This window comes from Aquimarina acroporae (assembly GCF_023195925.1).
GTDB classification, from domain to species: Bacteria; Bacteroidota; Bacteroidia; order Flavobacteriales; family Flavobacteriaceae; genus Aquimarina; species Aquimarina acroporae.
The window spans coordinates 493064-516985 of the sequence record NZ_JALPRE010000001.1; the positions used below are offsets into that span (position 1 = coordinate 493064).

A 23922-nucleotide genomic window follows, 5' to 3' on the forward strand; every position below is an offset into this window, starting at 1 on the left:
CAACATATATGTGATCCATAGTAACTAGGTGATCAATCGAATGGTTCTTGTATTTTTGGTAAGGCGCAATGCTTGCAGAATAGAAAAGTTAGCAACCAATGCACAGAAAAATCAAAATGCCTGGTAACATTTTGCCCTGCCACGACACATATCTTAAATGTTACCAGCAACATACCTGAACCAGAAAAATAGAATTACATATGAAAATATATTTCCTACCTATTTTTATCCTAACTACTTTATCTCTAAATGCACAAAATCTGTTCCCTGTAAAAGTTGACAAATGCAAAACTGAAAGGTTTTGTCTTGACTGTGGAGATACAAAAGCAGGTTATGTAGAACAGGAATTTTCAAAACTTCAGGAAAAATTAAACAATGAACTTAACTTAAATGATATTAAAGGTGCTGTTATGTTTCAAGTTCTTGTCAATTCAAATGGACGTGCTTGTGTTTTAAGTCATACAGATCAAACAAAAAACTTCATAACACAGAAAATAGTTAAAGAGCTAAATCGATTCAAAAGTTGGAAACCTGCCGTAACAAATGGTAAAACAGAAGAAAAATCTTCAATCAATATTGTTTTCAAAGTAGATAGCAATAAAATCACAGGACAAATAGTGAGAGTAGACAAAGAGGCTTTCAAAAAATCCTTTGACAAACCAAATAGTCCTGAAATTTATAATGACACCTATGTCTACAAAAACGAAAATTTAAGCAATTATAAAATGACCGTTTGGAACTCGAAGAATTCAAATTTACCTAATAATTGGAATGACCATATTTCGATTGATAAAAATGGTTTAATATGGCTTACTGTTAGTCAAGGTTTAGTAACTTTTGACGGAAAAGAATTTAAAAATGCCGAACAAAACATTTCTAAAAAAGGTAAATACTTCGGCTATTACGAATTAGCGACAGATAACAATAATGTCAAATGGATTTATGCCAAAAAAAACATATACAGTTTTGACAATGATCAATGGGTAAAACATGACTCAACACAAATTGGAATTAATTCTGCATATAATATTGTGAACAATTCAAAAACAGGTGAACTCTTTTTCTGTTCAAAAAATGGAATAACAATACTTAAAGATGATAAATGGTCAAAAATTGATACGAACTTATACAAAGACTTACCTGGTGATAGAGTTTCATTTGCTAAAAGAGATTCCAAAAACAGAATTTGGATTGGAACTTATGATGGTTCAGCAATGATTGATGAAAATAATCAAGTTACAAATTTTGAAAAATCATCTACAGTTTTAAAAGGTAAGTGTATTACATCAATGGATGAAGATGAAAATGGCAACCTATATTTTACCTTGTATGAATTCGATAGAAAGAACAAAAAGCAAGTCAATAATGATGAGGGAATAGCAATTCGGGAGGTAAATGGGGATTTCAAACAATTTACGACTCAAAATTCAGGTATGCCTTTTAATCATACAACTTGCGTGTTATATGACAAAATCGAAAAAGTGCTTTGGATTTCAACCGACAGAGCTGGATTAGTCAGGTATGATTTAAATGGTAGTTGGGAAAATTATCATCCTGAAAATTCTGATATTCCGACTTCTTACATCTCGACTATGGCATTTGATGATAAAGGGAATTTATTTTTAGCAACTAGACAAGGATTAGTGAAAATTGAAAGAAAATAAATATACACGCACGCGGTGTATAACTCATTACCGATGAATTACTTACTCCACAACCCTTTTCTAAGCATATCAAAGGGCTTGATATAAATAAATTTATTGCAGATTTACTACCTTGGTATTGTATTGAAATGAAATTATGGATGAATTAAGTAAACTGGAAAAAGAGCAAAATTTAACTCTTCCGGTAATTTATAAAAAGTTCTATAAAAGATGTAAAAAATCTACTCCTAAAGAAATTGTAGGCACTGACCTATTTAATGATAGAAAAGAGCTAAAAGAATGGGCTTTAGAATTATTAAAAGAAGATAATACGAATAACTTCTTATCTGATAAAGATTTTGTTTTTATGATGCATCAGGGCTATATGTTTTGGTATTTCAAAGCCGATGGTGCCGAAAATCCAGATGTTTATTTTTATCGAGAAATGGGACTAAAACCAGATAGATTAACCGATTTAAGAACTTTTTTGAGTAAATATTGAAATGCAAAATAAAGAAATAGAAAGTTCCAGAAGTTATAAAATAGAGGATCTTGCGGGAGAGGGAAAACTGAATGAGCTAAAAGAGCTATTTAAAGAAAACTATACCAAACTTGAGATAGATGTAGCTCTTAGTAATGCAATTGCCTATTCTCAAATAGCGACAGCTGAATATCTACTTTCTTTAGGGGCCGATTTTGCTAATTATGATTATGATGGTGTTTATTATGCAGTACATAATGACGAGTTAAAGGGTCTTAAATATGCAATTGCAAAAGGTGTTGATATAAATGTGCGAAATGGAATGTTACTAAATACAAGTATAATGACTTGTATAAACAGCAAAAATATTGAGATAGTTAGATGGTTACTCGATAATGGAGCAAATCCAAAATATTTAACCGAAAGTTCCTTGGGGTTAGTTGAGCGCTATGGAACTTACGAATTGAAAAAACTAATAAAAAACGTCACACGACAAGGTGTATAATGTGCAGGCAAAGCATGCTCCATATAAAGAATGTTATAAAACATGTTAGAACAATGAAAATTATTAATAGAATATTTGTGTCTGGAATTGTATTGTTCTTGGTTTCTTTCAATACGATATCTGATTTGAATCTTGAGGAGAAAATACTTGGAAAATGAAGCTATTTTTCTGAAATGAATACAGTAGCAGTTTGGGAAAATGTTGAACAACTTGATAAAAACAAAGACGGAATGGAGTTTAAAAAAGACGGTATTTTAGTCGTACGAACAAATTCCGGATCATGTGCAACTCCACCAATAACATATAAAAATTATAACGGAATCTGGAAAAAAACTTCCGATTCTACTTTAGTTATAATTCATGGATTTTGGGGTGGTAAACTAGAAAGTAATATATTAATAAAAACGCTTAACAATAAAGAATTGATATTTGAAATATTAGATGATAAAATCATTAAAAACTAAATGTATTACAAAATCATATACACCTTTATAGCGACTAAGTAATTAATCTATTGAGTGTTCTACTTTTAATACTGTTTTTTGAACTTTAACATCAGCTTTTTACAAACCCATGTTATACTCCCAAAGGGAATACAATCTCTAGTAGCAACAAGCTGTTGCCGTCTAGTAATATTTTAATGTGTCTTGGGGTAACATTTAAGCGTTCGCAAACACTTATAATTAGTTACAAATAATTACAAAATCAGATGTAAGAAATATGGGTACTTTTGGTAACTATGTATACTTGTTGGCGTGCATTGGAAAATAAAAAAACATGAAAATCAAATTAACTTTATTGCTATTTCTTTTATCAATTCTGATCTACGGTCAGGAAATAAAGACAACGGGTTTTTTAAGAGAGATTAAAACTTATGATGTTTCTGATTTATGGACTTTGAACACGCCTGAACCTCTAGGCTATATTGGAGAAAATTATCAGCGATTTTTCATTCATTTTATTTCGGTAATAAAAAATCCAAATGACCCTCTTGAATATTTTGTTTATGGAAAAACAAGAGTCAAAAATAATATTTGCAGCTTTCAAGGTACTATAAAAATAAATAAGTCTATGACTTATGACGAAACTGATGTCCCTAATATCAAACAAGGTTCAGTAATTGGAGAATATGAATTTTTTGAAGACCCGGATCAGAAAGGAACTGGAACTTTAAAGGGTAAATTCTTATCTGACTTTATGATTGACAAAAACGGTAAATTCAAATACGATGACTTGATGGCAAGCGCTGATGGATATGAAAACAATCAATTCGAAGGAGTATGGATTAGCTATAAAAGCAAGTCGTCCAAAAAATGTAATTGGGGAGATTATCGAATTCCTGACAGTGGAGACTTAGATGGTGGAGCTGGAGAATTTGGACCAGCTTTAAAATATGCCAACTACGGATGGGAAAATTATCAGCAAGCTTGGTTTTATGACTCAAGCAAACCGGAAGTGCAAAAAGCAAGAAACAAGGAAAAAGAAAATTGGTGGTTAAAAAATTAAAACGACACGCCAACAAAATATATGTGCCATAGCAGCAAAGTGATCAATCGATTGGTTGTTGTATATTTATGAAGGCGCAATGCTTGCAGAATAGGAAAGTTGGCAATCAATACCCAGAAAAATCAAAAAGCAAGGTAACATTTTACTCTACTACGACACGTATATAAAACGTTACAGGTAAGCAAAACGATCTATGAAAATATTTTATCTATTTATAATTCTTATATCAACTCAAACAAGTTTTGGACAAAACTTGGACTTTGAAAAGTTTGAATTCAAAGGACTAAACTTCTATTCTTCGAAATCAAAAATTATCAAAAAATTCGGTGACCCAAATAAACAATTTGAACCGAACTATGATTGCGGCGGATTATCAGCGGAATGGCAAGGTGTTAAATATTTTACTCTTGAATATAGAGATGTGAAATTTACTGGAAATGAAAAGGAAAAATATTTAATTGAGAAGATTAACTTTAAGAATGATAATACGATTGAACTAATTTATGGTAAGCATAAACTAAACTGTGAAACAGAATTGAATATGCTTTCAGAAATATTTGGAAAACAAATTAAAGATCGAATAGCTAAGGGACAGTTAAATGGCTTATTCACCGTTCAGCACGAAAAAATGGATGATGGAATAACGTTAGAAATTGAAAATGGAAAACTAATTAGTTTCGGTTATTGGACTTCTTGTTGAAAAGCCAGCCTCTAACATTATATATGAAATCAGAGCAATCTAGTCCAAGATCAAGAGGTCATTTCCTTTTTGCTAAGGCTGAGATTTTCATAGGTTTAATAAGAAAAAAAAATGCGTAGAAAAACTTAACAGAGAGGTAACAATTTACGCTACTACGACACATATATAAACCGTCTTAAACTATTCTAAATTGACAAATTAATGGCAGAAAAATCAATTGTAGCAGATTCTTCAAAATCCAATAATAAAATGGACAATGTATTAAACCAATTAAAAAGTGGTTTATCCAAAATAGGTGATCTCGGAACCAATACTAAAGATAAATTTGTTAATTATGTAAAAGATATTTTTGATATTTTACCTTTAATTGAAAAAGCTGGATTTAGAACGAACAGATTAATTGTTGGAATATCAATCCCTCCATCGGTAGAAATCCATTTTAGCAGAGTTACTGAATTTGACGAACATCATATTAAAAAATTAATGGACGAATATTCAAACAAAAAAATGTTCAAATTAATTCTAAAAGGGCTGTTGATGTCAAACGAGTTTCAATCCAAGATTTCAACGGAGGATCTAATTTTTAGCGAAACCTGCATTGAGATTTCTATACCACCAAAAATTAGTATAAAATACTTAAACAAGGATATCGCAAGTTTAAATAAAATCGAAACTGAATTTGATTAAAAACAGTTTACAACAACATATATGTGATCATGGCAGCTAAGTGATGAATCAGATTGTCTTTGTATATTTATGAAGACACAATGCTTGCAGAATGGAAAAGATAGCAACCAATGCGCAGAAAAACCAAAAAGCAAGGTAATATTTTGCCTTGCTACGACACATACATTAATCGTTGTAGATCATTTAAAGAATGGATAAAGAAACTTGGAACGAAATAATTAAAAATGGGGCTTACTCTCATGAGTTGGATTGGATAGCTCAGGATAATTTGGGGCAGATAGCCATATTTAGCGCAATTATGGAAGCGCCAATCCCTAAAGTCATTGGAAAATCCTATGCATTATTTTCTGAACTAGAATTGATAATCAATCAATTAACTGAAAAAGGCAACGCAGAACCAATTACAAAGAATAACAGAAATATATCTGATTGGTTAGAATACTCTAAAAAAGGACTTTTCGCATTTGATTTTCAAGACGTTCACCGAGAAAAGCAGGATAAATTAGAACATTATGACTTGATTTCCATTCCATCAAATCCGATTTATATTCATGACCTTAAATTGAAAAAAGAAATTGAAGGTATTATTCCTAAAATTGATTGCAATTTTCAAGAAGGGAATGTTTCTAATGAAAAAATAAAAAGCAATCCACAACAACGTGTATAATTAACTTACCAATACGTTGGGAAAATAAGTTATGATTTTTCTCAACTAATCATACAAAAACCGTTACCACACATTTGAATGAACAAACTCACTTACGTCATAATTTTAGTTTTATTCTTCACAGTTAACTCTTGCGTAAACAAGAAAAAAACTGAATCCAAAACAGACCGATCAGCTTTAAATATTTCAACTGATTTACAGGTTGACCATTTTAACATTTGGGTTAAAAATCCAAAAACAGCAAAAAAGAAATTAAGAGATATTGGATTCACCTCTGTTCCCGACTCACTTTCGGCAATACATAAAGGACAAGGAACAACAGGACGGTATTTCTACTTTTTAAACAACTACCTCGAATTAATTTTTGTGTACGACCAAACCGAATTCAAAGAAAATAATAGAGTAAATAGAGATTTAGATTTTGCTGAGAGAGCAAATTTTGATAAAAATGGAGCTTCACCTTTTAGCGTTGCTTTAAAAGTAAAAGACTATGATATAGAAAAAATTCCATTCAAAACAGTGAAATATCATCAAGAATGGATGGATAATAATGAAAATATATATTCAGCTGTTAATTCAAAAACAAACCTAAAAGAGCCTTCTGTTTTTGTAGTTTATCCCGAATTAGAATCGGATAGGTTTGAAACACTATCTGACTTAAAAAATATACCAGAAGAATACGCTTTTGCAAGAACGTTCTATAAACATCCAAATGGGGCTAAAAAAGTAACGAATATCAAGATTATATCGCCTGAATTGGACATGGAAACCCAAACAATCAAAGCTATTAATGGAATTGAAAACTTAAGCATCAAAAATGGTGCAAAGCATTTAATGGAATTGACTTTTGACAATAATATTCAAGGAAAAATATTTGACTTACGACCTGAATTACCACTAATTATAAAAATATGACAAATAAAAAACGTATGGCAACAATGTGAAAAGAATAGGCGAAACAGGAGTGAAATCAAAGTTTTTGGCTCGTATCAAAGTTTGAGTAGAACTGAAAGTTTCGTGCTTCGAAATCTGTCACTTTCTATATTGACATTGGGAATGGAAAGATGAGAAGGAGAGCTAAATATAAAAGAACCGGCTGATAACAAGATATATGATGTCATAGCAACTACGCGAAAAGTAAACTAGTGATATATACTTTTCTGGTTTTAACACCTACTTTTCTAAACCTCTCACTATACTCTCTAAGGGCATACAACCTCTGGTAGTGATACGCTACGGGCCTCTAGTGACATTTCAGGGTGTTTTAGGGTAACATTTGAGCGTTCGCAAACACTTACTCTTAGTTAGAGACCATTCTAGAAGAATATATAAGAAATATAGGTGCTTTTGGTAATTGTAAACATAGGCTACCCAATATTGCAAATGATTGAATTCTCCCCTCCAATATCTGAACGTACGACTCAAGAACTAGTCGAAATTGTGTACTTAGGCAAAGATCATTGGAATGAAGAAGCTATTCGACAATCAAAACTGGAACTTAAAAAAAGAAATGTTTCGAAAAAAGAGCAAGAAAAGTTAATTGCTAAGTGGGAAAAAGAAGCAAATGAGTATTTTACCGAGTTAGAAAATACTTTAGAACAAAATCAATTTGAAAGTTATACCAGGATTAGAATGTTATACATTTTTGCTGTAGCACCATTTATCCTTTCAGGTAGTTGGTCTGTTGGAAAAGATCTTTTTGAACTTAGAAATGAAAACTTTACGTTAAAATTTAAACAGCGATTGCTATTACTCATAACTGGAACTTTATTTTGGACAGGTTTGTTTATTTATGGGTTTAAAAAATCTGAAGAAAAACGATTAAAACTTTCTCCAGAAGATAAAATCGAAATATCTGACTGGAAAAAGAAACACGGATACGAATAAAAGACAGTAAACGACAACAAGAGGTACTTATGAATCAAACCGATATTAATGTTTTAAAATCTAAATTCAAAAGGCATAAAATAAGTCATCAAATTGATGGATATAAAATAACAATTGGGGTAGCAAAAACAAATTACCCAATTCTTATTGGTTTTGTTATTTTCCCTCTTTTAATTTTTATTGCGTGCGCGTATTACGTCTTAATTGAAAATAGCGATATTTTCAGTAAGATGCCAATAAAAATAATCCTCCTTATACTATCATCCCTCGGTTTTTCAGTATTCTATGCGCAACGATTACTATCGAACAGAAAAGTCAACAACAGCATCAAAACCTTTTATAATAAATCTTTAAAAATTGAACATAAAAACTTCTCTGGTAGTTTCGACAAAAGAAATACTAAAGCTATTGGGTATTCGACCAATTATCTTGAAGATGATGTTTATGAAGGAACATTATTCCTGTTGGATACTCAAGAAAACATATACCCATTACTTGGTTTTGATGATGAACATGAAAAATATGTAATTGGCGACCTAAAATGGTTTGCAGAATTCTTCTCTTATTACTTAGAATTAGAAAACATTGATTTAAAGGAAGAACAAAACACGTTGTAGGATTTCCTTTATATTTGAGTAAACACCTTGCCTAACTAACACACATATTATAACCATAATTAATGATTAAATGAAACCATTAAAGTCAACCATAACTCAGATCATTATTATTGGTATTCTACTAGTAATCCTATTTACAGACTATCTAAATCCCATAAAGGAATATTTACCAATACTATGGACTTTAACCATTACTTTATCAATACTTAAGAGCCTAAAATACCTAAGAGGTAATATTAGTAATGAGTTAAGGTTTTTAACAGATAATGATACTTATAATAGAATTTATCCCTTTATAATTGGAATACTATTAGTGATTGGTGGGGCTTACGCTATTATTTTCATAGAAGAGTATTTGATTTTCTCTTTATTGATAACTTTAAACGGACTTTTGCTAATCATTTCTGGGTTTCTATTTATACCAAATGGAATGATTTGGATAAAAGACAAAGAATTGATTTCTGTTAGTGGGAATCAAAAAAATAGTATAGAAATTAAAAAACTACAGGAGATAAATTTATTCCAAAATAGAATTATTTTTATTGACCAAACTCAAAAGAAGTATAATCTTGATCATCTATATTTAAAGATGGTTGACTTCGTTAAAATATCAGATTTTATTAATCATAACCTCAATAAAAAAATTGAAATAAAGACGAATGATATTAAGGTGCATGAATCATAGCTACATTTAGATAGTTTGCACTATTTACTTTTAGGTATAAACCAGATGAACTTATTTAAAGCGAGTAAAAAAGAGAATCATATCATTAAACTGTTCAAGATAACCGACCTGCAAAGTGCGAAACAGTTTGATATGGAAAGTTGTATTCTTAATACAATAGCTTTCATAAATCAAAAAACCGATTTACAAGCTACTTGTTTTGACTTAAATTATAAAGATTCAAGAAAGACTCTAAATGGTTTTAAAAAGATATTAAAAAAGCAAAAAGAAATTGTCTACAGTTCTGTAGGGTTCGAACCAAATAACACAAATACATATTTTTCGATTAGTAACCCGATGCTTAATTACACCGAACCACCTCAAAACTCAATACTTCAGATATGTATTCAAATATCAAGCGAACTTATAGATCAAAAATCTGTTGAAAATATAGCTGAAACTTTAATTAATGCTTTTAATTTCGAATATGGATATATAACCAAATTACCCGAAAACTATGATTCAGAAACTGAACGAAAAATAAAAAGAGGATTATTTTCAACAAGTGTTGAAGTAAATGAAACCGATCATGTATGGACATTTCATTCAATAGGAATACTAGAAGGTTACATAAAGAGTCTTTATCAACTAAATTATCTTAACAAAAGCCATTTTGAGGATTCAAATTTCAAAGAACGTAGTATGAAATATGGAACTTTGCAAAGCGTATCCAATAAAATTTCTAAGTGGACTTTGAATTTGAAAGAAATTAGAGACTTAAAAAAGGATAGACATATCAAAAATAAGTCAATAATTACCGAAGATCTTGAATTTTTAAAAACTGACGAAGCAAAAGTGTTTAAAGATAAGATGGAACCGAAAAACAACAATTTTTAAAACAACATATTCGAATATCAAATTGTTTTTATACTTTAAAATATAAAACAATTTAAAAAATAAATGCCAATTGCACCGGAACATCTAAAAAGACATGGTAACACTTTGACCCGTTACGCCATGTATAAAAAACGTTATCTACAAACTACAACTGAAATACTTAATACCATTAGCAACTATATTTTTATTACTACTAACACCAAATATAGATGTTGGTTGTCCTTCCATCCAGGCTGTATGTAGAATAACGTTCAGGCAACTATAGATCAATAAAATGCGTCTATAGTTTTAGAAACGTAATTTGATATAAAAATGAATGCGACGATTAAAAACTTACTAATTATCATCCTATCATTCGGACTGTATTTCATTTTCGATGATTTATATTTTAAAGACCTAAGAAAGTGGTTTGTGGTTCAAACAAATCAACTTGGTATTAGCCACTTACTAACGTATATGATTACCGGAATTCCCTTGTTTCTAGGTACCTTATTGATTGGAAAAAGAACAGATTTTTTTCAAAACCTAGGACTTAACAAGTCTTTGTTTAAAGGTTTTTTATTTGCGCTTATCTGCACCTTACCTATGTTCATCGGGTTTGGTGTGGTCTTTGAATTGAATACAACCATTAAGATAGATACTATTTTGATTGGAGTGGTCGCTGCAGGTTTTTTTGAAGAATTATACTTCAGAGGATTTTTATTTGGATTACCCTTTAGGAAAACAAAACTTGGATTTATACTCTCAGTATTATTCGGAGCGCTCTACTTTGGTTCCTTGCATTTATATCAAAGTACAGAACTATATGAACTTCTGGGAATATTCTTAATAACCTTTTTAGGCGGCATCTTATTTGCTTGGGTATATGCAGAATGGAACTTTAATATCTGGGTTCCTATTTTTTTACATATGCTAATGAATCTGGCTTGGGAACTATTCTCTGTAAGTGACAATGCCCTTGGTGGGATTTACTCAAACGTATTTAGGCTTCTAACTATTGCACTGGTTATTAATACAACCATACTTTACAAAAAAAGAAAAGGAATAAAACTCACAGTGAACAAAAAAACACTCTTGTTTCAAAAACAGGAGTAATATTAGGGGTAACATTTTACGCTTCGATGACACTTATGGTATATGCGTTGACCGTAATCTAAGAACCTTACTATGTCATTATATTACAAAGAAAAAGAACTGAGTGCTCTCGAAGGTAAAATCAAAACCACCATCGAAGATTCGGGTTTTTTCATTAAAAACCTTTGGAAGGTGATAGGTTTTGGACTGTTATTTTCCCTCTGGGCACCTATGTATTCAGGAGGTGATGAACTAAGAGAGACCCGCTCGGCGTTAGAGGTATCAGAACTAAACTATTTTGAACTTGTAATTCTTTCTGCCATTGTCTACAGTTTTTTTTGCTTTCTTGCTCATGTTACTTGGAAATTCCAAGACAAGAAAAAACTAAAAAGACTAAGAAAAAGAAAATACGAATTGGAAAAAGAAATAAAACTGAATTAAAAAGCAAAACGAAAATAAACGACGTAAAAACTAAATCTACAAACACAATAAAAAACGTTACTCTACGACAAATAAGTAACACCGTAGTGAAATAATACCCTTGCAGATTATTACATGCCTATACTTTTTCTGGTTTTAACATATTCTTTTCACAAACCCTTAGTATACTACCTCCTAGCACACAACCTCTAGTAGCAACAAGATGTTGCCTTCTGGTGACATTTTAATGTGTTTTAGGGTAACATTTAGCCATTTGCAAACACTTACAATTAGTTACAAATAATTACAACACTATATATAAGAAATATAGTTACTTTTGGTAACTATATACACTTGTTAGGCTTTATTAACTAAACTAAATGAACATACCCAAATATTTATTTCATTATTACGAACTAGAAAACGGACCATTTCGCAACATTACGGAGTATGGTCATGAAAAAGCTGAAAATATTCAAGATAAAATTACGGAAGGATGGAATAGTAAAAGACCTGAAAACTATCTTGACTTGAGATTCTCTTTAGAAAAAAGAATTAGAGATCATTTTATCTTAAAGGGAGGAAAACCCAACAGGAAGGATCCTTTTTACTTTACTTTAGGAGAATGTGAGTTTGCAAAATCTTGGTATTTAAATCCAGGAGTTATTAAAATCCCACTAACTGATTTTAAAACTGAGAATTTAAGTTTTACGTATCCTGACAGTATGGTTTCCTATCAGTTTAATGATGAACCTAAACTTAAAACTTATCGAAAGAATTGTAACGGCCAAATTTTCTTATTAAATGAAATAAATGATCTTATTGAAGAGTATGGACTACCCAATGAGGAAAAATCTCAAACCGAGGAGAAGTTTAAATATGATAAATATATAGAAGCTCAAGTTTGGGATGATCAAATAATAAAAAAATATAAAACAAAAGCCTAACACCATATATGTGATCATAGCAGCTGAGTGATGTATCGAATGGTTGTTGTATTTTGGTAAGGCGCAATGCTTGCAAAAAGTTAAAGTTAGCAATGACTGCGCAGAAAAATCAAAATGCAGGGTAGCATTTTGCTCTGCTACGACACATATATAAAACGTTAGCTGTAATTCAAACAAACCTTATGGCGGGGAAAAAAGATATCGAGAAGTTGATAATTCAGAATAAAAAAAGTAATCTGAAAAATCATTGGAACGATGCATTTTTTTATAATACTACTAAATATAGTGGAGAAATAAAGCAAAATGAAATCCTAATTTGGAGATCATCTCGTTTTTTGAGATCAGTTTATCCAGTTTATCATTTGACATTCGACCAACAAGCAAAACTAAGTGGAATAAGAACGGAGAAAAATCCTTATCATAAATTTCTGAATAAAGTTACAATCGGATTTATAATATTATTGATTTTAGGCTTAATATTTACAACCAATTTTAAGGTAGTTATCATTGGATTAATAGTTATCGCTGTAATAGGAACACTGTTATATCTATTTACGGTTAAAGTCAGAAATTATGAGACATCTCTATTGACAGAAGAACTAAAAGAAACTATAGAAAATATTGAAAGATCTAATAATCCTAAAATCGAAACTAAACCAAAACAGAAATTTAATGGAGAGAAAGTTAAAGAGTGGACTTTTGCTAAAATTATTACAAGACTTCTTCTTTATCCTTTTTGTTTAGTAATTATTTATTTTTCGATCGTTGGATTAATACAAAATGGACAATTAATTCGAGGAATATTTGGAATAGTTATCGCTTTGGCTTACCCTATTGCTGACATACTATTGATATTCGGAAAAAACAAAAACAGCTAACAATTTGTATATTGCATATGCCGCTTTCGGCAGGCAAACGCAATATACAAGGAACGTTGTGCGTAATTTGAAAATGAACATTTTTAACGACTTAATCCAGTTTTATAATGGCCGAAATTCTGAAAATTGGAATTTTGCAAAACACTATGTGCCTGATTTTTTTGAATCGAAATTTATAGTGCATTGGGATTATGGAATAATCGAGAATTTTCCGTTCGACAAATATCCTTTGAAAAACGAAACTCTGGAGGAAATAAATAAACGAGTAAAAATTGAACAAGAATTTAATGTTTTACTAAAAGATGAAAAACTATATAAGCCAATATCAATAAAAAAATTGGCAGACCGATTTAATGTTCCTTATTCGCATAAAACAACAAATCTGATTCCCGAAACACCTGGAACTTCTTTTTTGGATAATTTAAGTTTATCCAAACTAAAGGATTCTTTAAAAAGGCTTTCGGAAAACACAAAACTAAATCTATTAATCTATGATTCTGAAGAATATAATTACCAAACTGATTTAGAAAAAGAATATATCGATATTGATTTAGGAAAGTATTTTGAACTTCAAGAAATGTTTGGATTTCAATTAGAGACGTGTCTTTTTTCGGAGAATTTGGAATGGTGTCTAACAACAGCAGAAGACGCACCAATGTTGTTAGGTTGTAAAAAAGAAATGGAATCGGAAATAAAAAAGAAAATGGAATTAGTGTTGTTTAAAGTAGACAATGAACAGGAAATGTATTAAAAAAAACTACGCACAACAACGGCTATAGTTCATTACGGCTGAATGATACTCGCGTACCATTCCGTAACGAAACCATAGCCCAACCGTTGGCAAACATTAGAGAAAAGTGGATATCAGAAAGAAAATATTTGAAAAATATGATGAATTCATTTTAGCCGAACAGAAAGCTAAAAAAGATAAATTGCGTATTGAAATTAAATCAATGTTGGCTGACTACAATGAAAAAGACTCTAATTGCTACCACTTACTTGGACTTCTAGACTACGAATCTGATGATTGGAAAGTGAATATTAAAGAATCTATTCTGAATTTTAAAAAAGCAATTGAATTGGACGTAAATAACGTTTTTCCTCAATTGTATTTAGCTCATTGCTATCAAGACTTAAATCAGCTTGATTTAGCACTAAAAAATTACAACAAAGTCGATAGAGAAAAACTAAAGGAATTACCAACCTGGAGATATATAAAATTGATCGAGCAAATTGGTTATTGTGAATATAAACTTGGAAATGAAAAAATTGGAGAAAAATACTTTCAAGAAGTTTTAGAATGGTATAAAAAGATTCCAGAGAGCGACAGAGTAATCCCATCTGAATTGATTGATTGTTTACCAAAAGATCATAGAATTGTTTGTGAAATGAAAAAATTAGAAACTTATTTAGAATAAAAACGATTTGCCAACACGATATATGTGTCATAGCAGCAAAGTGAGTAATCGAATGGTTTTTATGATTTAATAATACCTTACAGTTCTTGGCACTTAGGTAAAGGGATTTCGCAAACCCTTAGTATACTACCTCCTAGCACACAACCTCTAGTAGCAACAAGCTTTTGCCTTCTGGTGACATTTTAGCGTGTTTTAGGGGGTAACATTTAGTCATTTGCAAACACTTACAATTAGTTACAAATAATTACAACATTATATAAAAGAAATATAGTTACTTTTGATAACTATATACACTTGTTATATGCAATTTGCGAAAACGAATTTAAATCCAAGATAGTGAACAAAATAATATTCTTATTACTACTTATTTCAAAGTTAAATTCATTATATGCTTTTATCGAAGGTGACACTTTATATATCAAAAATGAATTTGAGGAACTTACGATTCGACATCAATATGGTGATGAACATTATACGGTTGAGGAAATGAAATTCGTAAAAAAAGACAATCGTGTACTCGCGATAATCACAAGACCAAACCACGACTTAATTGAAAATTCAAAAACTGAACTAACCAAAAGCAATATATCCTTATTAGATAAATTTCTGAGCAAAGCTTACGAATTTGAAAAGAATTGTGCTGAAGAAATGACTAGTTCATATGTAAGATATTATTTTCTGAATATTGATGGACAAGAAATTGAGATAACTAAGTTTTGCAAATGGGGGGACTTGAATTACAACAAACTTAAAGAACAAATTTTTGGTTCTTATTTGAGAGAATTGGAAAAAAAACGAGAACAATTAAACCTTGAAAAAAATGAGCTTCTAATTGGATCGTGGAAATATGATTTTTCTATTCATAAAATAGAAAAAGGTAAAATTTACACACTGAATAGAATAAAAAGTAAATACAAAGAAAATTGTATTTTAAAATTTAAAAAAGACCAAAAGTTAGTAGATTATTATTGCCTCAGGAATTCGAAAACGAAATATGATTTCAGATTTGATATTCTAAATGAAGATTTAATTTTATATATAAATGGAGAAAATAAAAATGAGAGGAAAGATTTTGTTTATGGATATGTATTCAAAGTTTTAGAATTAAATGAAAATGAAATTAAGTTGACAACGCTAAATTAAAAACTGCATATAACAATTTGTATATTGCATATGCTACCTTTGGAAAGCAAACGCACCATACAAGAGACGTTAGCAAACATTAAAATGAACGAAACGGAATATAAAGGAATTTTACACAAAGAAGTTAATAACCTTGCCAGAATCAATCCAAGATTTCATCGGATTTCTAGTATGTTATTAGACCACATAATTATGATTATGGTTATAGTTCCTCCAATCATTCTTGTAATAATTTTGGCAGCAAACGGAATATTGGAAATTGAGAACAGAGCTTTTTATATATTTTTCTTTTTCATGATGTTTATTTATCTCAATAAAGATTTTTTTCATTCTAAAAGTCCTGCAAAACGAATATTAGGATATCAAGTAATTAATAGAAAAAATGAACAACCAGCAACTGAATTACAATGCTTTATTCGAAATTTGACAATAGCTATTGCTTGGCCATTAGAAGTTATTGTTGGGTTAATAAATCCAGAAAGACGGATTGGAGATTTTCTTGCAAACACCAAAGTTGTTACTTCAGAAAAAGAAAAAATTAAATCAATTTGGACTGATTTAAAAAACATAAAGTTGAAAATAAATTTTATCGGAATTTTAATAATTGGCGGATTGTATTTTTACGGACTAAGTTTATTATTGCCTGGAATGAATTAAAAAAAACGATTTGCCAACACGGTGTATAATTAATAAGATTGAATTTCCACAACATCGGAAAACCACTCGCAACCTTTTCCCGCAAAAAATCATACACAAATACGTTGCACACACTTGGTTTCCTCCCTATTGAGAAGAGCTGTTCACCTATTCTACCTATGTAAATTACTAAATTATATATAAGTTAGTCCCCAAACGGTAATAGTGATAAACTTAGCGCCAACAGATTGGTAAACATATGAAAAAGAAGTGGGTATTTGAATCCAAAAGAAATTCTAAGATATCCATATAGCAATGCACTCATTAATTGAGGTAACGTAAGAATGGGGAGCAATAGAACATTGGTTAAGTTTACTTCATACTTTGTGATATGTGCCCAGGCAAAAAACACACAGGACAGGTAATAAATCGCTCGAAAATTTGTGCTCCAAAATTGAGCCAACGTGTCTTTAACCTGTTTTATGTTTACTATCGGAAAAAGAACAAGTCCTATCGCAATTGATATCGCAACACGCATCATAAAACTATCATCTACAGCACTTATTTTTGTAAAAAAAACAAATTTCGTCAGTATATAATACGATAGTACAATTGATGATACTACAAAATAGGTCGGCTTAAATCTTAGCGAAAGCCTAAAGGTCAATTCTTCAAAAAACGGTAATATGATCCCTCCTACCAATAATAAAATTGGTGGTGAAAACCGCTCAGCCATGCTTACACTTTGTACATTCTCTGGATTGTATACCAAAGCAAAAAATAAAACTACAGGAATGAGTAAAATTAGCTTCAAAATATACAACCCGATAGTATCATAAATTTTGATTCTTGTAGATTTTTCGAGATTCTTTACGGTGTTTGGCTTTTTTACAAAATTTACAACCTCTCTCCATAACGAGTAGTAGTATTTGGGTTTAATCAAGGGGTAGTTCATAGGTAAATGTTTTATTGGGAGACGACCAATACCTACATTTGTTACTCTTGATATAATTTCAATAAAAAACTGCAGCTAAAAATATTTAGTTTAATCAAGGTTGCATATACTCATGAGTAATTCAATCTAATTAACTAACTTTAGCTAAACCAGGGAAAAAATGAAGTACGAGTTAATTTTAAAAAATATTAGCCGTTTTATAGATTTAAATCAGGAAGAACAGGATCTATATATTTCTTTATTAAAAGAAAAGACACTTAAGAAAAAAGAAATCCTACTTCGACCTGGAGAAATCGCACGGTACGATTACTTCACCACCAAAGGGTGCTTAAAAATCTATACCATAGATGAAAATGGTACAGAACATATCGCTATGTTTGCGATTAAAGATTGGTGGTCTGGAGATTTGGCAAGTTTTATCACCCAACAGCCCGCAAAATATTTTATACAAGCAATAGAAGATTCTGAAGTGTTACTAATGCCAAAAGAAAATTATGATCTTCTTTTTGAAAAAATTCCAAAGTTTGAGCGCTTTTATAGAATCTTATATCAAAGATCACTGGTTTCTCACATTCAACGATCTGATCAAAACATTTCATTAAACGCAGAGGATCGGTATCGCGAATTTCTTAAAAAATACCCTTCTTTGCGTAATCGAATATCTCAAAAAAATATTGCTGCCTATTTAGGCGTCACACCAGAGTTTTTAAGTTTACTTCGAAAAAAAATGACATTACTGTAATTTCTTAATGTACATTATTTTTCTCTAATACAAAGAGCTGGTTCTTTGTACCATGAAGAAAATTGGTATCATTTTAAGTCTATATTTTTTGATGTCTAGTCAAAAGGTTGTAGCACAAATGACGCAACTAGAACTTGCTTCTGGAATTGCTAAGACTGATTTTTCTTCTTTTTCAATGCTATCGCTTAACGGTAAGAAAACATTTTCTATTTCAACTTTAGCTTTTTTTCAGAAATACCATGAAGAAGAAAACGTAATTTTTGATGAGTTAGGAGTGCAAACCACAGCCTTTTGGAATTTTAGCAAGTTCGCTTCTATTGGACCTTCTCTGTACTACAACAGTATTTCTGGTTTTTCTGAAAGAATTTCTTTGCTATTCTCTACAAAAACAAAACGATTTTTCTTCGCTGCCATTTCTTCTGCTGCTCATATGGAGGCAACGAATTTTATTAACGGAGAATTATTTGTTCAAATTCAATATACTCAACCTCTAAACAAGCAGTGGAACGTTTTACTAAGCGCTCTACTGCTTAGCCATTGGGATCAATTTTCGACACATTCAAGGAGTTTTCAACAACTAAGAACAGGAGTCTCCTATAAAACAACTCAATTCGGTTTTGCCATAGACTTTGATCAATATGGCAAATCACCAAATACAAAAACATCGATAGGTTTTTTTATAAGAAAAACATTCAAAAACACACCTTAAATACATATAAAAATGATACTTAAAATTATTAAAACAGATGAAAATTGGGGGCAACTTATTGTTCGTTTCGCACTAGGGCTAGTCATATTCCCCCATGGAGCACAAAAAATGTTAGGCGCTTTTGGAGGATATGGATTTACAGCAACTTTAGACGCTTTAACCACTCAAATACAACTGCCATGGTTAATCGCACTTTTGGTAATTATAACAGAATTTTTTGGGTCTATTTTCTTAATAATAGGATTTGCCAGCAGGGTTTGGGCTCTTGCTATCGTTTTTCTATTCATAGGAATAATTTTTACTGCACAACTTGAGCATGGCTTTTTTATGAACTGGTATGGTGCCCAAAAAGGAGAAGGCTACGAATATTCCCTATTAATTATTGGTATGGCCTTATCTACTTTTATCAATGGCAGTGGTAAATTTTCTATAGATAATCAAATTATAAAAACTTTAAACAAATTGTAGTATGAAAAACATCATAGCACTAGGAGGAAGTAATAGTAAAAATTCTATCAACAAAATATTGGCGGTGTATACAGCTCATGAAATACAAAATGCACATGTAACCGTTGTAGATTTAAATGATTATGAATTACCTCTTTATGGGGTTGATTTTGAAACTGAACATGGAGTTCCTGAAAATGCCATGAAATTAAATCGTGTAATAGAATCATCTGATGGGTTGGTTATTTCGCTTGCAGAACATAATGGTTCGTATACGGCCTCTTTCAAAAACACTATAGATTGGTTATCGAGAATCGATATGAAAGTATGGAAAGATAAACCCATATTATTACTGGCCACTTCTCCCGGTGGTAGAGGCGGTAAAACAATATTGGAAGCTGCCAAAGCATATTTTCCCTATCTGGGAGGTAATGTAATTGCAAATTTTTCTTTACCCAATTTCTACGAGTCTTTTGCAGAAAACGAAATTGTTAACACCGAACTTAGAGAGGAGCTCGACAAAAACATTCAACTTTTTGAACAAGATTTAAATGCATAAGTAGTATTAATAACAATGCGTAAAAACAACGGCGGCTTTGATGCTAAATCAAAACCGCTTTTTTATTTTTACAACTAGTCAAAATAGAAAAAACAATCAATATACACCTATGATTTGTGTCAAATGAAATCGAAAATATTGTATTCTCAAGATTTGTAAAGCAATCTATTCCTTTTGAGTTCATTACTATCGAAGAACTATACAAGCGATGTGCAGAGGGCAAATTCGATTTATCCATACCACATCGTATCGCTTTTCATGCCCTTATTATTGTATTTGAGGGAGAAAGTACTCATCGTGTTGATTTTAAAGAAGAAATTTTATCCCCAGGGGTTATTTTACCTTTAACCAAAGGCCAAGTACATGCATTTAATAAAGAACTTAAGGTAAAAGGGGTAATTATTTCTTTTGAAGAAAATTTTATAACTCAAAACACTAGTGATAAGAATATATTTCATTTTTTACATATTTACCATACTCCAATTATACAGATTGGTCAAGAAAACCTAAATACTATCACCCCTTTCTTACAACTACTTGAAAAAGTACATCTGGAAACCAATACTAACCTAAAATCTGAAGTAGTTAATTCCGCCTTTATGACCCTACTATTTCAAATTAAACGTCTTTCTATCTATCAACACAAAACTTTTGAGAGTCAAAGATTTAAAGATTTTATTCGATTCAAGCAGCTTATCACAGAGTATTATAATGAAACCCATAACGCCAAAGACTACGCAAAAAAGTTAGCCGTTTCGTATAAATACTTAAATGATATTTGTAAAGAAATAGGACATAAGACTGCTAAAGCATTTTTAGATAGTTGGTTATTGCTGGAGATCCAAAGAAATATTTCAGAAAACCAATATACTTCGCAACAGATCGCTTTTAAAATGGGGTTTAAAGAACATTCTAACTTTATACGTTTCTTTAAAAAGTTTACAGGGTTTACACCTTCTCAATTTCAACAAAAAAACAAATAACTACACGTCGGTTCGATATTGACTATTTATAAACTTAGATAGATTATCGATTAAAAACGATTTCGTATGAAATTTGTATCAAACAAAATTTGATATAAATGAAACTCGAAAAACAGCTAAAGACAATGAGGGAGGCTACTATGCAGCGTATGCCTCAATCTATAACTCAGGTTTTTAAAGATAGCATTGTTGCGATAAGAAAAAATCAACTAAAGGAAAAAGCTCTTAAGATTGGAGACAAAGTTCCAGATATACCACTTACCACTGTAGATAACAACAATACTTTTATTAGTGAATTACTCAAAACAGATTTTCTTATCCTAAACTTTTACCGAGGTGGATGGTGCCCATATTGCAATTTGGAACTGAGAGAATATGAGAGGCTGCGAAAAGACTTCCTACAGATTAATACCGATATTATAGGAATTAGCGCAGAAATTCCGGAAAGAACAATTCAAACATCAAATAAGAATAAGTTAACCATTCCACTTTTGGTAGATATCGATGCCAAATTCATGAAAGAGATCGGTATTGTGTTCCGATTAGATGAAGCTTCTAAAAATGAATATAAAAACTTCGGAATGGATTTTATACAAATTCATGGTAACTCAAATTTCGAATTACCTGTTCCGGCAGTGTACGTAATCAATACGAATATGGAAATTATATATACCCATTTTGAAGAAGATTATATGACACGCTTGGAGCCTACAACCCTATTTAATGATATCAAAAGCAACATATTAATTCAAAAAAATTAAATCATGAAAAAAACCAAAACCATATATTGGATATCTACAAGCCTTATGTGCTTATTATTTATGTTTTCGGCAAGTATGTACTTGTTTGCCCATGAAAGAGCCAGTAGTTTTTTTAACAATCTAGGTTTTCCTACCTGGCTTATTTACCCCTTGGCAATTCTAAAAATATTAGGAGTGATAATGATATTAACTAAAAAATCAACCTTTTTAAAGGAACTAGCTTATGCTGGTTTTCTATTTGATGTTCTACTTGCCCTAGCAGCACATGTCATGGTAAGAGATGGTGAATACATGCCAGCCTTTTTAGGTATCCTATTTACAAGCATATCATGGATCTATGATAGAAAAGTCTTTAAAAACAATAACTAAAAAAATAAGTCCAATGGGAAATAAAACAGAAAACGGTTTAAAACAAACCGTAGAAAACTTGATTAAAGCTGGAACTACTTACGATTTAAAACAATTAGAATCGATTTATCACCAAAACCTAAAGGTTATCATGATCGATGAGAAAGGACAAAAAATACTATCTAATAAAGAATCTTTTAAAGCTTTATTTCAAACCAAATTAAAAAACGGAGATGCTCCATTAAATGATTGGGCAGAGTTTAATCATATAGAGCAAACTGAAAACAAAGGCCTGGTCATAGTAACCAGAAAGGTTAACCTAACTGGTGTTGAAAAAGAAATCGTTTTAAGTATTGATCTAATTTGGGAAGAAAATCGCTGGCAAGTAACCAGAGAAGTAATTTTTACTCAAAGAAAAAATTAACGACCAGTGCTATTTAAAATTCAATATAACAATGTCATTTTATCCTTCTTCTATACCATTCTTAAAAGTTGTAGTATCTTAGAAAAATTAAAGGCATAAAAATGACAGAAATTGAAATTTTAAGCAAACAAACCAAGGATACGTATCAATGGATTCATAAACTGGTAGACTCGATTCCTGTGGAAAAATGGGATGAAACCCCTCAAATCATAGAGTCAAACATCTCCTGGCAAATTGGACATTTGGTAATTAGCATTTATTACCATTCGATTCTTGTTATTAAAGGACATCAAGAAGATGTTTTAAAACATTTTCCTATAAAACGGTATGCCGAATTGTACACTTTCAATTCTTCACCCAAAGATTCTGTAGGAAAAATGGACATAACAGAATTAAAAGATCATCTTGAAATTGTCGAGAAAAAGTCTATTGAAATAATCAACACCTTAACTCCCGATGAACTTAAAAGTGATTTGGTTCCGGGAAAAGTAGAACATCCTGTAGCCAAAACTAAGTTCGAAGCCATTGATTGGAATATAAAACATACCATGTGGCATTGTGGACAAATAGCAAGTATAAAAAGAACGTTAGGTAATCCTCATAAATTTGAGCTGAAAAAAAAATAAAGCTGAAAAAATTAGATGAACAATGAAATTGTAGAACTTATTAGAAAAGCTATAGATATTTCAGATGAAGAAGCTAAAATAGTTGAAGATTGTATACCTGTTAAAATCTTTAAAAAGGGGACTATACTCCTAAGAGAAGGGCAAATCTCCAAAGAATCTTATCAAAATTTATCTGGATTAATACGAAAATACTATATCGTTGATGGTAATGAAATAACGACTAATTTTTATGAAGAAGGCACTTCTATAGCCTCCTTTACAAGCTTACATCAAAAAATACCCGCAAAACATTATTTTGAATGTATCGAAGAGAGCAGGCTGGCAGTATTGCATGTGGATAAAGAAATCGAACTTATAAAAAAAGTGCCTCAATATGAAACACTATGCAGAACTTCTGTTGAAAAAGATTTAGGAAAACAACAAGATTCACTTGCTACATACCTTATAGCTTCTCCAGAACAACGTTATTTAAATCTATTGAACGAAAAACCTAAACTTTTGAACAGAGTTCCTCTCTATTATTTGGCAAGTTATATAGGTGTAAAACCAGAATCCTTAAGTAGGATACGTAAACGAGTAATGAAAAGATAGTATTTAA

General features: G+C 30.9%; 32 protein-coding genes. 31 read left to right on the plus strand and 1 reads right to left on the minus strand.

Annotation, left to right across the window (positions count from 1 at the left end; genetic code table 11):
- Nucleotides 1-200 precede the first annotated feature (200 nt).
- From M0D21_RS02415 to M0D21_RS02515, 21 genes are all read left to right on the plus strand, one after another.
- Entirely contained in the window at nt 201-1664 is a 1464-nt protein-coding gene (locus M0D21_RS02415; protein WP_248326112.1) for a ligand-binding sensor domain-containing protein, read from the plus strand.
- A gap of 136 nt (nt 1665-1800) precedes the next feature.
- The gene (locus M0D21_RS02420) at nt 1801-2145 is read left to right on the plus strand and encodes an SMI1/KNR4 family protein (protein ID WP_248326114.1); all 345 of its coding nucleotides are present in this window, start codon (nt 1801-1803) and stop codon (nt 2143-2145) included.
- 1 nt (nt 2146) lies between these two features.
- Nucleotides 2147-2629, plus strand: coding sequence for an ankyrin repeat domain-containing protein (locus tag M0D21_RS02425; protein ID WP_248326116.1), 483 nt, complete (start codon nt 2147-2149; stop codon nt 2627-2629).
- Between the two features lie 173 nt (nt 2630-2802).
- The gene (locus M0D21_RS02430; protein WP_248326124.1) at nt 2803-3093 is read left to right on the plus strand and encodes a hypothetical protein; all 291 of its coding nucleotides are present in this window, start codon (nt 2803-2805) and stop codon (nt 3091-3093) included.
- A 313-nt stretch (nt 3094-3406) separates the two neighbouring features.
- Complete coding sequence (locus M0D21_RS02435; protein WP_248326126.1) at nt 3407-4135, plus strand: hypothetical protein; 729 nt, start codon at nt 3407-3409, stop codon at nt 4133-4135.
- A 193-nt stretch (nt 4136-4328) separates the two neighbouring features.
- Nucleotides 4329-4835 carry a hypothetical protein gene (locus M0D21_RS02440; protein ID WP_248326128.1) on the plus strand — a complete coding sequence of 169 codons (507 nt, stop codon included), beginning with the start codon at nt 4329-4331 and terminating at the stop codon, nt 4833-4835.
- Nucleotides 4836-5036: 201 nt separating this feature from the next.
- A complete protein-coding gene (locus tag M0D21_RS02445; RefSeq protein WP_248326130.1) occupies nt 5037-5522 on the plus strand; it encodes a hypothetical protein in 486 nt (161 codons plus the stop codon).
- A gap of 190 nt (nt 5523-5712) precedes the next feature.
- Complete coding sequence (locus M0D21_RS02450) at nt 5713-6189, plus strand: hypothetical protein (RefSeq protein WP_248326132.1); 477 nt, start codon at nt 5713-5715, stop codon at nt 6187-6189.
- 78 nt (nt 6190-6267) lie between these two features.
- Nucleotides 6268-7104 (plus strand): VOC family protein, encoded by an 837-nt coding sequence (locus tag M0D21_RS02455; RefSeq protein WP_248326134.1) that lies wholly within the window; start codon nt 6268-6270, stop codon nt 7102-7104.
- Between the two features lie 468 nt (nt 7105-7572).
- Nucleotides 7573-8076 (plus strand): hypothetical protein, encoded by a 504-nt coding sequence (locus M0D21_RS02460; protein ID WP_248326136.1) that lies wholly within the window; start codon nt 7573-7575, stop codon nt 8074-8076.
- A gap of 29 nt (nt 8077-8105) precedes the next feature.
- The gene (locus M0D21_RS02465; protein WP_248326138.1) at nt 8106-8693 is read left to right on the plus strand and encodes a hypothetical protein; all 588 of its coding nucleotides are present in this window, start codon (nt 8106-8108) and stop codon (nt 8691-8693) included.
- 70 nt (nt 8694-8763) lie between these two features.
- Nucleotides 8764-9378, plus strand: coding sequence for a hypothetical protein (locus tag M0D21_RS02470; protein ID WP_248326140.1), 615 nt, complete (start codon nt 8764-8766; stop codon nt 9376-9378).
- A gap of 45 nt (nt 9379-9423) precedes the next feature.
- Nucleotides 9424-10254, plus strand: coding sequence for a hypothetical protein (locus tag M0D21_RS02475; RefSeq protein ID WP_248326142.1), 831 nt, complete (start codon nt 9424-9426; stop codon nt 10252-10254).
- 312 nt (nt 10255-10566) lie between these two features.
- Nucleotides 10567-11349, plus strand: coding sequence for a CPBP family intramembrane glutamic endopeptidase (locus M0D21_RS02480; RefSeq protein ID WP_248326144.1), 783 nt, complete (start codon nt 10567-10569; stop codon nt 11347-11349).
- 72 nt (nt 11350-11421) lie between these two features.
- Nucleotides 11422-11769: a hypothetical protein gene (locus M0D21_RS02485; protein WP_248326153.1), complete on the plus strand. Its 348-nt coding sequence runs from the start codon at nt 11422-11424 to the stop codon at nt 11767-11769.
- Nucleotides 11770-12128: 359 nt separating this feature from the next.
- Nucleotides 12129-12695, plus strand: coding sequence for a hypothetical protein (locus M0D21_RS02490; RefSeq protein ID WP_248326155.1), 567 nt, complete (start codon nt 12129-12131; stop codon nt 12693-12695).
- 182 nt (nt 12696-12877) lie between these two features.
- Nucleotides 12878-13573 (plus strand): hypothetical protein, encoded by a 696-nt coding sequence (locus M0D21_RS02495; protein WP_248326164.1) that lies wholly within the window; start codon nt 12878-12880, stop codon nt 13571-13573.
- Between the two features lie 73 nt (nt 13574-13646).
- On the plus strand, nt 13647-14324 hold the full coding sequence (locus M0D21_RS02500) for a hypothetical protein (RefSeq protein WP_248326175.1): 678 nt from the start codon (nt 13647-13649) through the stop codon (nt 14322-14324).
- A 106-nt stretch (nt 14325-14430) separates the two neighbouring features.
- A complete protein-coding gene (locus M0D21_RS02505; protein ID WP_248326177.1) occupies nt 14431-14991 on the plus strand; it encodes a tetratricopeptide repeat protein in 561 nt (186 codons plus the stop codon).
- Nucleotides 14992-15327: 336 nt separating this feature from the next.
- Entirely contained in the window at nt 15328-16134 is an 807-nt protein-coding gene (locus M0D21_RS02510) for a hypothetical protein (protein ID WP_248326179.1), read from the plus strand.
- 84 nt (nt 16135-16218) lie between these two features.
- Nucleotides 16219-16791 carry an RDD family protein gene (locus M0D21_RS02515; protein ID WP_248326181.1) on the plus strand — a complete coding sequence of 191 codons (573 nt, stop codon included), beginning with the start codon at nt 16219-16221 and terminating at the stop codon, nt 16789-16791.
- A gap of 184 nt (nt 16792-16975) precedes the next feature.
- Here M0D21_RS02515 and M0D21_RS02520 read toward each other — a convergent pair whose 3' ends face one another.
- Nucleotides 16976-17725 (minus strand): CPBP family glutamic-type intramembrane protease, encoded by a 750-nt coding sequence (locus tag M0D21_RS02520; protein ID WP_248326195.1) that lies wholly within the window; start codon nt 17723-17725, stop codon nt 16976-16978.
- Between the two features lie 160 nt (nt 17726-17885).
- On the opposite strand from M0D21_RS02520, the gene M0D21_RS02525 reads away from it, so the two are divergent.
- The 10 genes from M0D21_RS02525 (at nt 17886) to M0D21_RS02570 (ending at nt 23915) form a co-directional block, all read left to right on the plus strand.
- Entirely contained in the window at nt 17886-18467 is a 582-nt protein-coding gene (locus M0D21_RS02525) for a Crp/Fnr family transcriptional regulator (RefSeq protein ID WP_248326197.1), read from the plus strand.
- Between the two features lie 91 nt (nt 18468-18558).
- The gene (locus M0D21_RS02530) at nt 18559-19176 is read left to right on the plus strand and encodes a hypothetical protein (protein ID WP_248326199.1); all 618 of its coding nucleotides are present in this window, start codon (nt 18559-18561) and stop codon (nt 19174-19176) included.
- 12 nt (nt 19177-19188) lie between these two features.
- Nucleotides 19189-19644: a DoxX family protein gene (locus tag M0D21_RS02535; protein ID WP_248326201.1), complete on the plus strand. Its 456-nt coding sequence runs from the start codon at nt 19189-19191 to the stop codon at nt 19642-19644.
- A 1-nt stretch (nt 19645) separates the two neighbouring features.
- Nucleotides 19646-20182: an NADPH-dependent FMN reductase gene (locus M0D21_RS02540; RefSeq protein WP_248326203.1), complete on the plus strand. Its 537-nt coding sequence runs from the start codon at nt 19646-19648 to the stop codon at nt 20180-20182.
- Nucleotides 20183-20298: 116 nt separating this feature from the next.
- Complete coding sequence (locus M0D21_RS23040) at nt 20299-21165, plus strand: helix-turn-helix domain-containing protein (RefSeq protein ID WP_248326207.1); 867 nt, start codon at nt 20299-20301, stop codon at nt 21163-21165.
- 98 nt (nt 21166-21263) lie between these two features.
- The gene (locus tag M0D21_RS02550) at nt 21264-21926 is read left to right on the plus strand and encodes a peroxiredoxin-like family protein (protein WP_248326208.1); all 663 of its coding nucleotides are present in this window, start codon (nt 21264-21266) and stop codon (nt 21924-21926) included.
- A gap of 3 nt (nt 21927-21929) precedes the next feature.
- Complete coding sequence (locus tag M0D21_RS02555; RefSeq protein ID WP_248326217.1) at nt 21930-22295, plus strand: DoxX family protein; 366 nt, start codon at nt 21930-21932, stop codon at nt 22293-22295.
- 13 nt (nt 22296-22308) lie between these two features.
- Complete coding sequence (locus M0D21_RS02560) at nt 22309-22698, plus strand: hypothetical protein (protein ID WP_248326219.1); 390 nt, start codon at nt 22309-22311, stop codon at nt 22696-22698.
- 101 nt (nt 22699-22799) lie between these two features.
- Entirely contained in the window at nt 22800-23324 is a 525-nt protein-coding gene (locus tag M0D21_RS02565) for a DinB family protein (RefSeq protein WP_248326228.1), read from the plus strand.
- A gap of 15 nt (nt 23325-23339) precedes the next feature.
- Complete coding sequence (locus M0D21_RS02570; RefSeq protein WP_248326236.1) at nt 23340-23915, plus strand: Crp/Fnr family transcriptional regulator; 576 nt, start codon at nt 23340-23342, stop codon at nt 23913-23915.
- Nucleotides 23916-23922 lie beyond the last annotated feature (7 nt).

Excerpts from the sequence above, each read along its gene's own strand:
- M0D21_RS02415 (WP_248326112.1), top strand. The coding sequence starts at position 201 with ATGAAAATATATTTCCTACCTATTTTTATCCTAACTACTTTATCTCTA.
- M0D21_RS02420 (WP_248326114.1), top strand. The coding sequence starts at position 1,801 with ATGGATGAATTAAGTAAACTGGAAAAAGAGCAAAATTTAACTCTTCCG.
- M0D21_RS02425 (WP_248326116.1), top strand. The coding sequence starts at position 2,147 with ATGCAAAATAAAGAAATAGAAAGTTCCAGAAGTTATAAAATAGAGGAT.
- M0D21_RS02430 (WP_248326124.1), top strand. The coding sequence starts at position 2,803 with ATGAATACAGTAGCAGTTTGGGAAAATGTTGAACAACTTGATAAAAAC.
- M0D21_RS02435 (WP_248326126.1), top strand. The coding sequence starts at position 3,407 with ATGAAAATCAAATTAACTTTATTGCTATTTCTTTTATCAATTCTGATC.
- M0D21_RS02440 (WP_248326128.1), top strand. The coding sequence starts at position 4,329 with ATGAAAATATTTTATCTATTTATAATTCTTATATCAACTCAAACAAGT.
- M0D21_RS02445 (WP_248326130.1), top strand. The coding sequence starts at position 5,037 with ATGGCAGAAAAATCAATTGTAGCAGATTCTTCAAAATCCAATAATAAA.
- M0D21_RS02450 (WP_248326132.1), top strand. The coding sequence starts at position 5,713 with ATGGATAAAGAAACTTGGAACGAAATAATTAAAAATGGGGCTTACTCT.
- M0D21_RS02455 (WP_248326134.1), top strand. The coding sequence starts at position 6,268 with ATGAACAAACTCACTTACGTCATAATTTTAGTTTTATTCTTCACAGTT.
- M0D21_RS02460 (WP_248326136.1), top strand. The coding sequence starts at position 7,573 with ATGATTGAATTCTCCCCTCCAATATCTGAACGTACGACTCAAGAACTA.
- M0D21_RS02465 (WP_248326138.1), top strand. The coding sequence starts at position 8,106 with ATGAATCAAACCGATATTAATGTTTTAAAATCTAAATTCAAAAGGCAT.
- M0D21_RS02470 (WP_248326140.1), top strand. The coding sequence starts at position 8,764 with ATGAAACCATTAAAGTCAACCATAACTCAGATCATTATTATTGGTATT.
- M0D21_RS02475 (WP_248326142.1), top strand. The coding sequence starts at position 9,424 with ATGAACTTATTTAAAGCGAGTAAAAAAGAGAATCATATCATTAAACTG.
- M0D21_RS02480 (WP_248326144.1), top strand. The coding sequence starts at position 10,567 with ATGAATGCGACGATTAAAAACTTACTAATTATCATCCTATCATTCGGA.
- M0D21_RS02485 (WP_248326153.1), top strand. The coding sequence starts at position 11,422 with ATGTCATTATATTACAAAGAAAAAGAACTGAGTGCTCTCGAAGGTAAA.
- M0D21_RS02490 (WP_248326155.1), top strand. The coding sequence starts at position 12,129 with ATGAACATACCCAAATATTTATTTCATTATTACGAACTAGAAAACGGA.
- M0D21_RS02495 (WP_248326164.1), top strand. The coding sequence starts at position 12,878 with ATGGCGGGGAAAAAAGATATCGAGAAGTTGATAATTCAGAATAAAAAA.
- M0D21_RS02500 (WP_248326175.1), top strand. The coding sequence starts at position 13,647 with ATGAACATTTTTAACGACTTAATCCAGTTTTATAATGGCCGAAATTCT.
- M0D21_RS02515 (WP_248326181.1), top strand. The coding sequence starts at position 16,219 with ATGAACGAAACGGAATATAAAGGAATTTTACACAAAGAAGTTAATAAC.
- M0D21_RS02520 (WP_248326195.1), bottom strand. The coding sequence starts at position 17,725 with ATGAACTACCCCTTGATTAAACCCAAATACTACTACTCGTTATGGAGA.
- M0D21_RS02525 (WP_248326197.1), top strand. The coding sequence starts at position 17,886 with ATGAAGTACGAGTTAATTTTAAAAAATATTAGCCGTTTTATAGATTTA.
- M0D21_RS02530 (WP_248326199.1), top strand. The coding sequence starts at position 18,559 with ATGTCTAGTCAAAAGGTTGTAGCACAAATGACGCAACTAGAACTTGCT.
- M0D21_RS02535 (WP_248326201.1), top strand. The coding sequence starts at position 19,189 with ATGATACTTAAAATTATTAAAACAGATGAAAATTGGGGGCAACTTATT.
- M0D21_RS02540 (WP_248326203.1), top strand. The coding sequence starts at position 19,646 with ATGAAAAACATCATAGCACTAGGAGGAAGTAATAGTAAAAATTCTATC.
- M0D21_RS02550 (WP_248326208.1), top strand. The coding sequence starts at position 21,264 with ATGAAACTCGAAAAACAGCTAAAGACAATGAGGGAGGCTACTATGCAG.
- M0D21_RS02555 (WP_248326217.1), top strand. The coding sequence starts at position 21,930 with ATGAAAAAAACCAAAACCATATATTGGATATCTACAAGCCTTATGTGC.
- M0D21_RS02560 (WP_248326219.1), top strand. The coding sequence starts at position 22,309 with ATGGGAAATAAAACAGAAAACGGTTTAAAACAAACCGTAGAAAACTTG.
- M0D21_RS02565 (WP_248326228.1), top strand. The coding sequence starts at position 22,800 with ATGACAGAAATTGAAATTTTAAGCAAACAAACCAAGGATACGTATCAA.
- M0D21_RS02570 (WP_248326236.1), top strand. The coding sequence starts at position 23,340 with ATGAACAATGAAATTGTAGAACTTATTAGAAAAGCTATAGATATTTCA.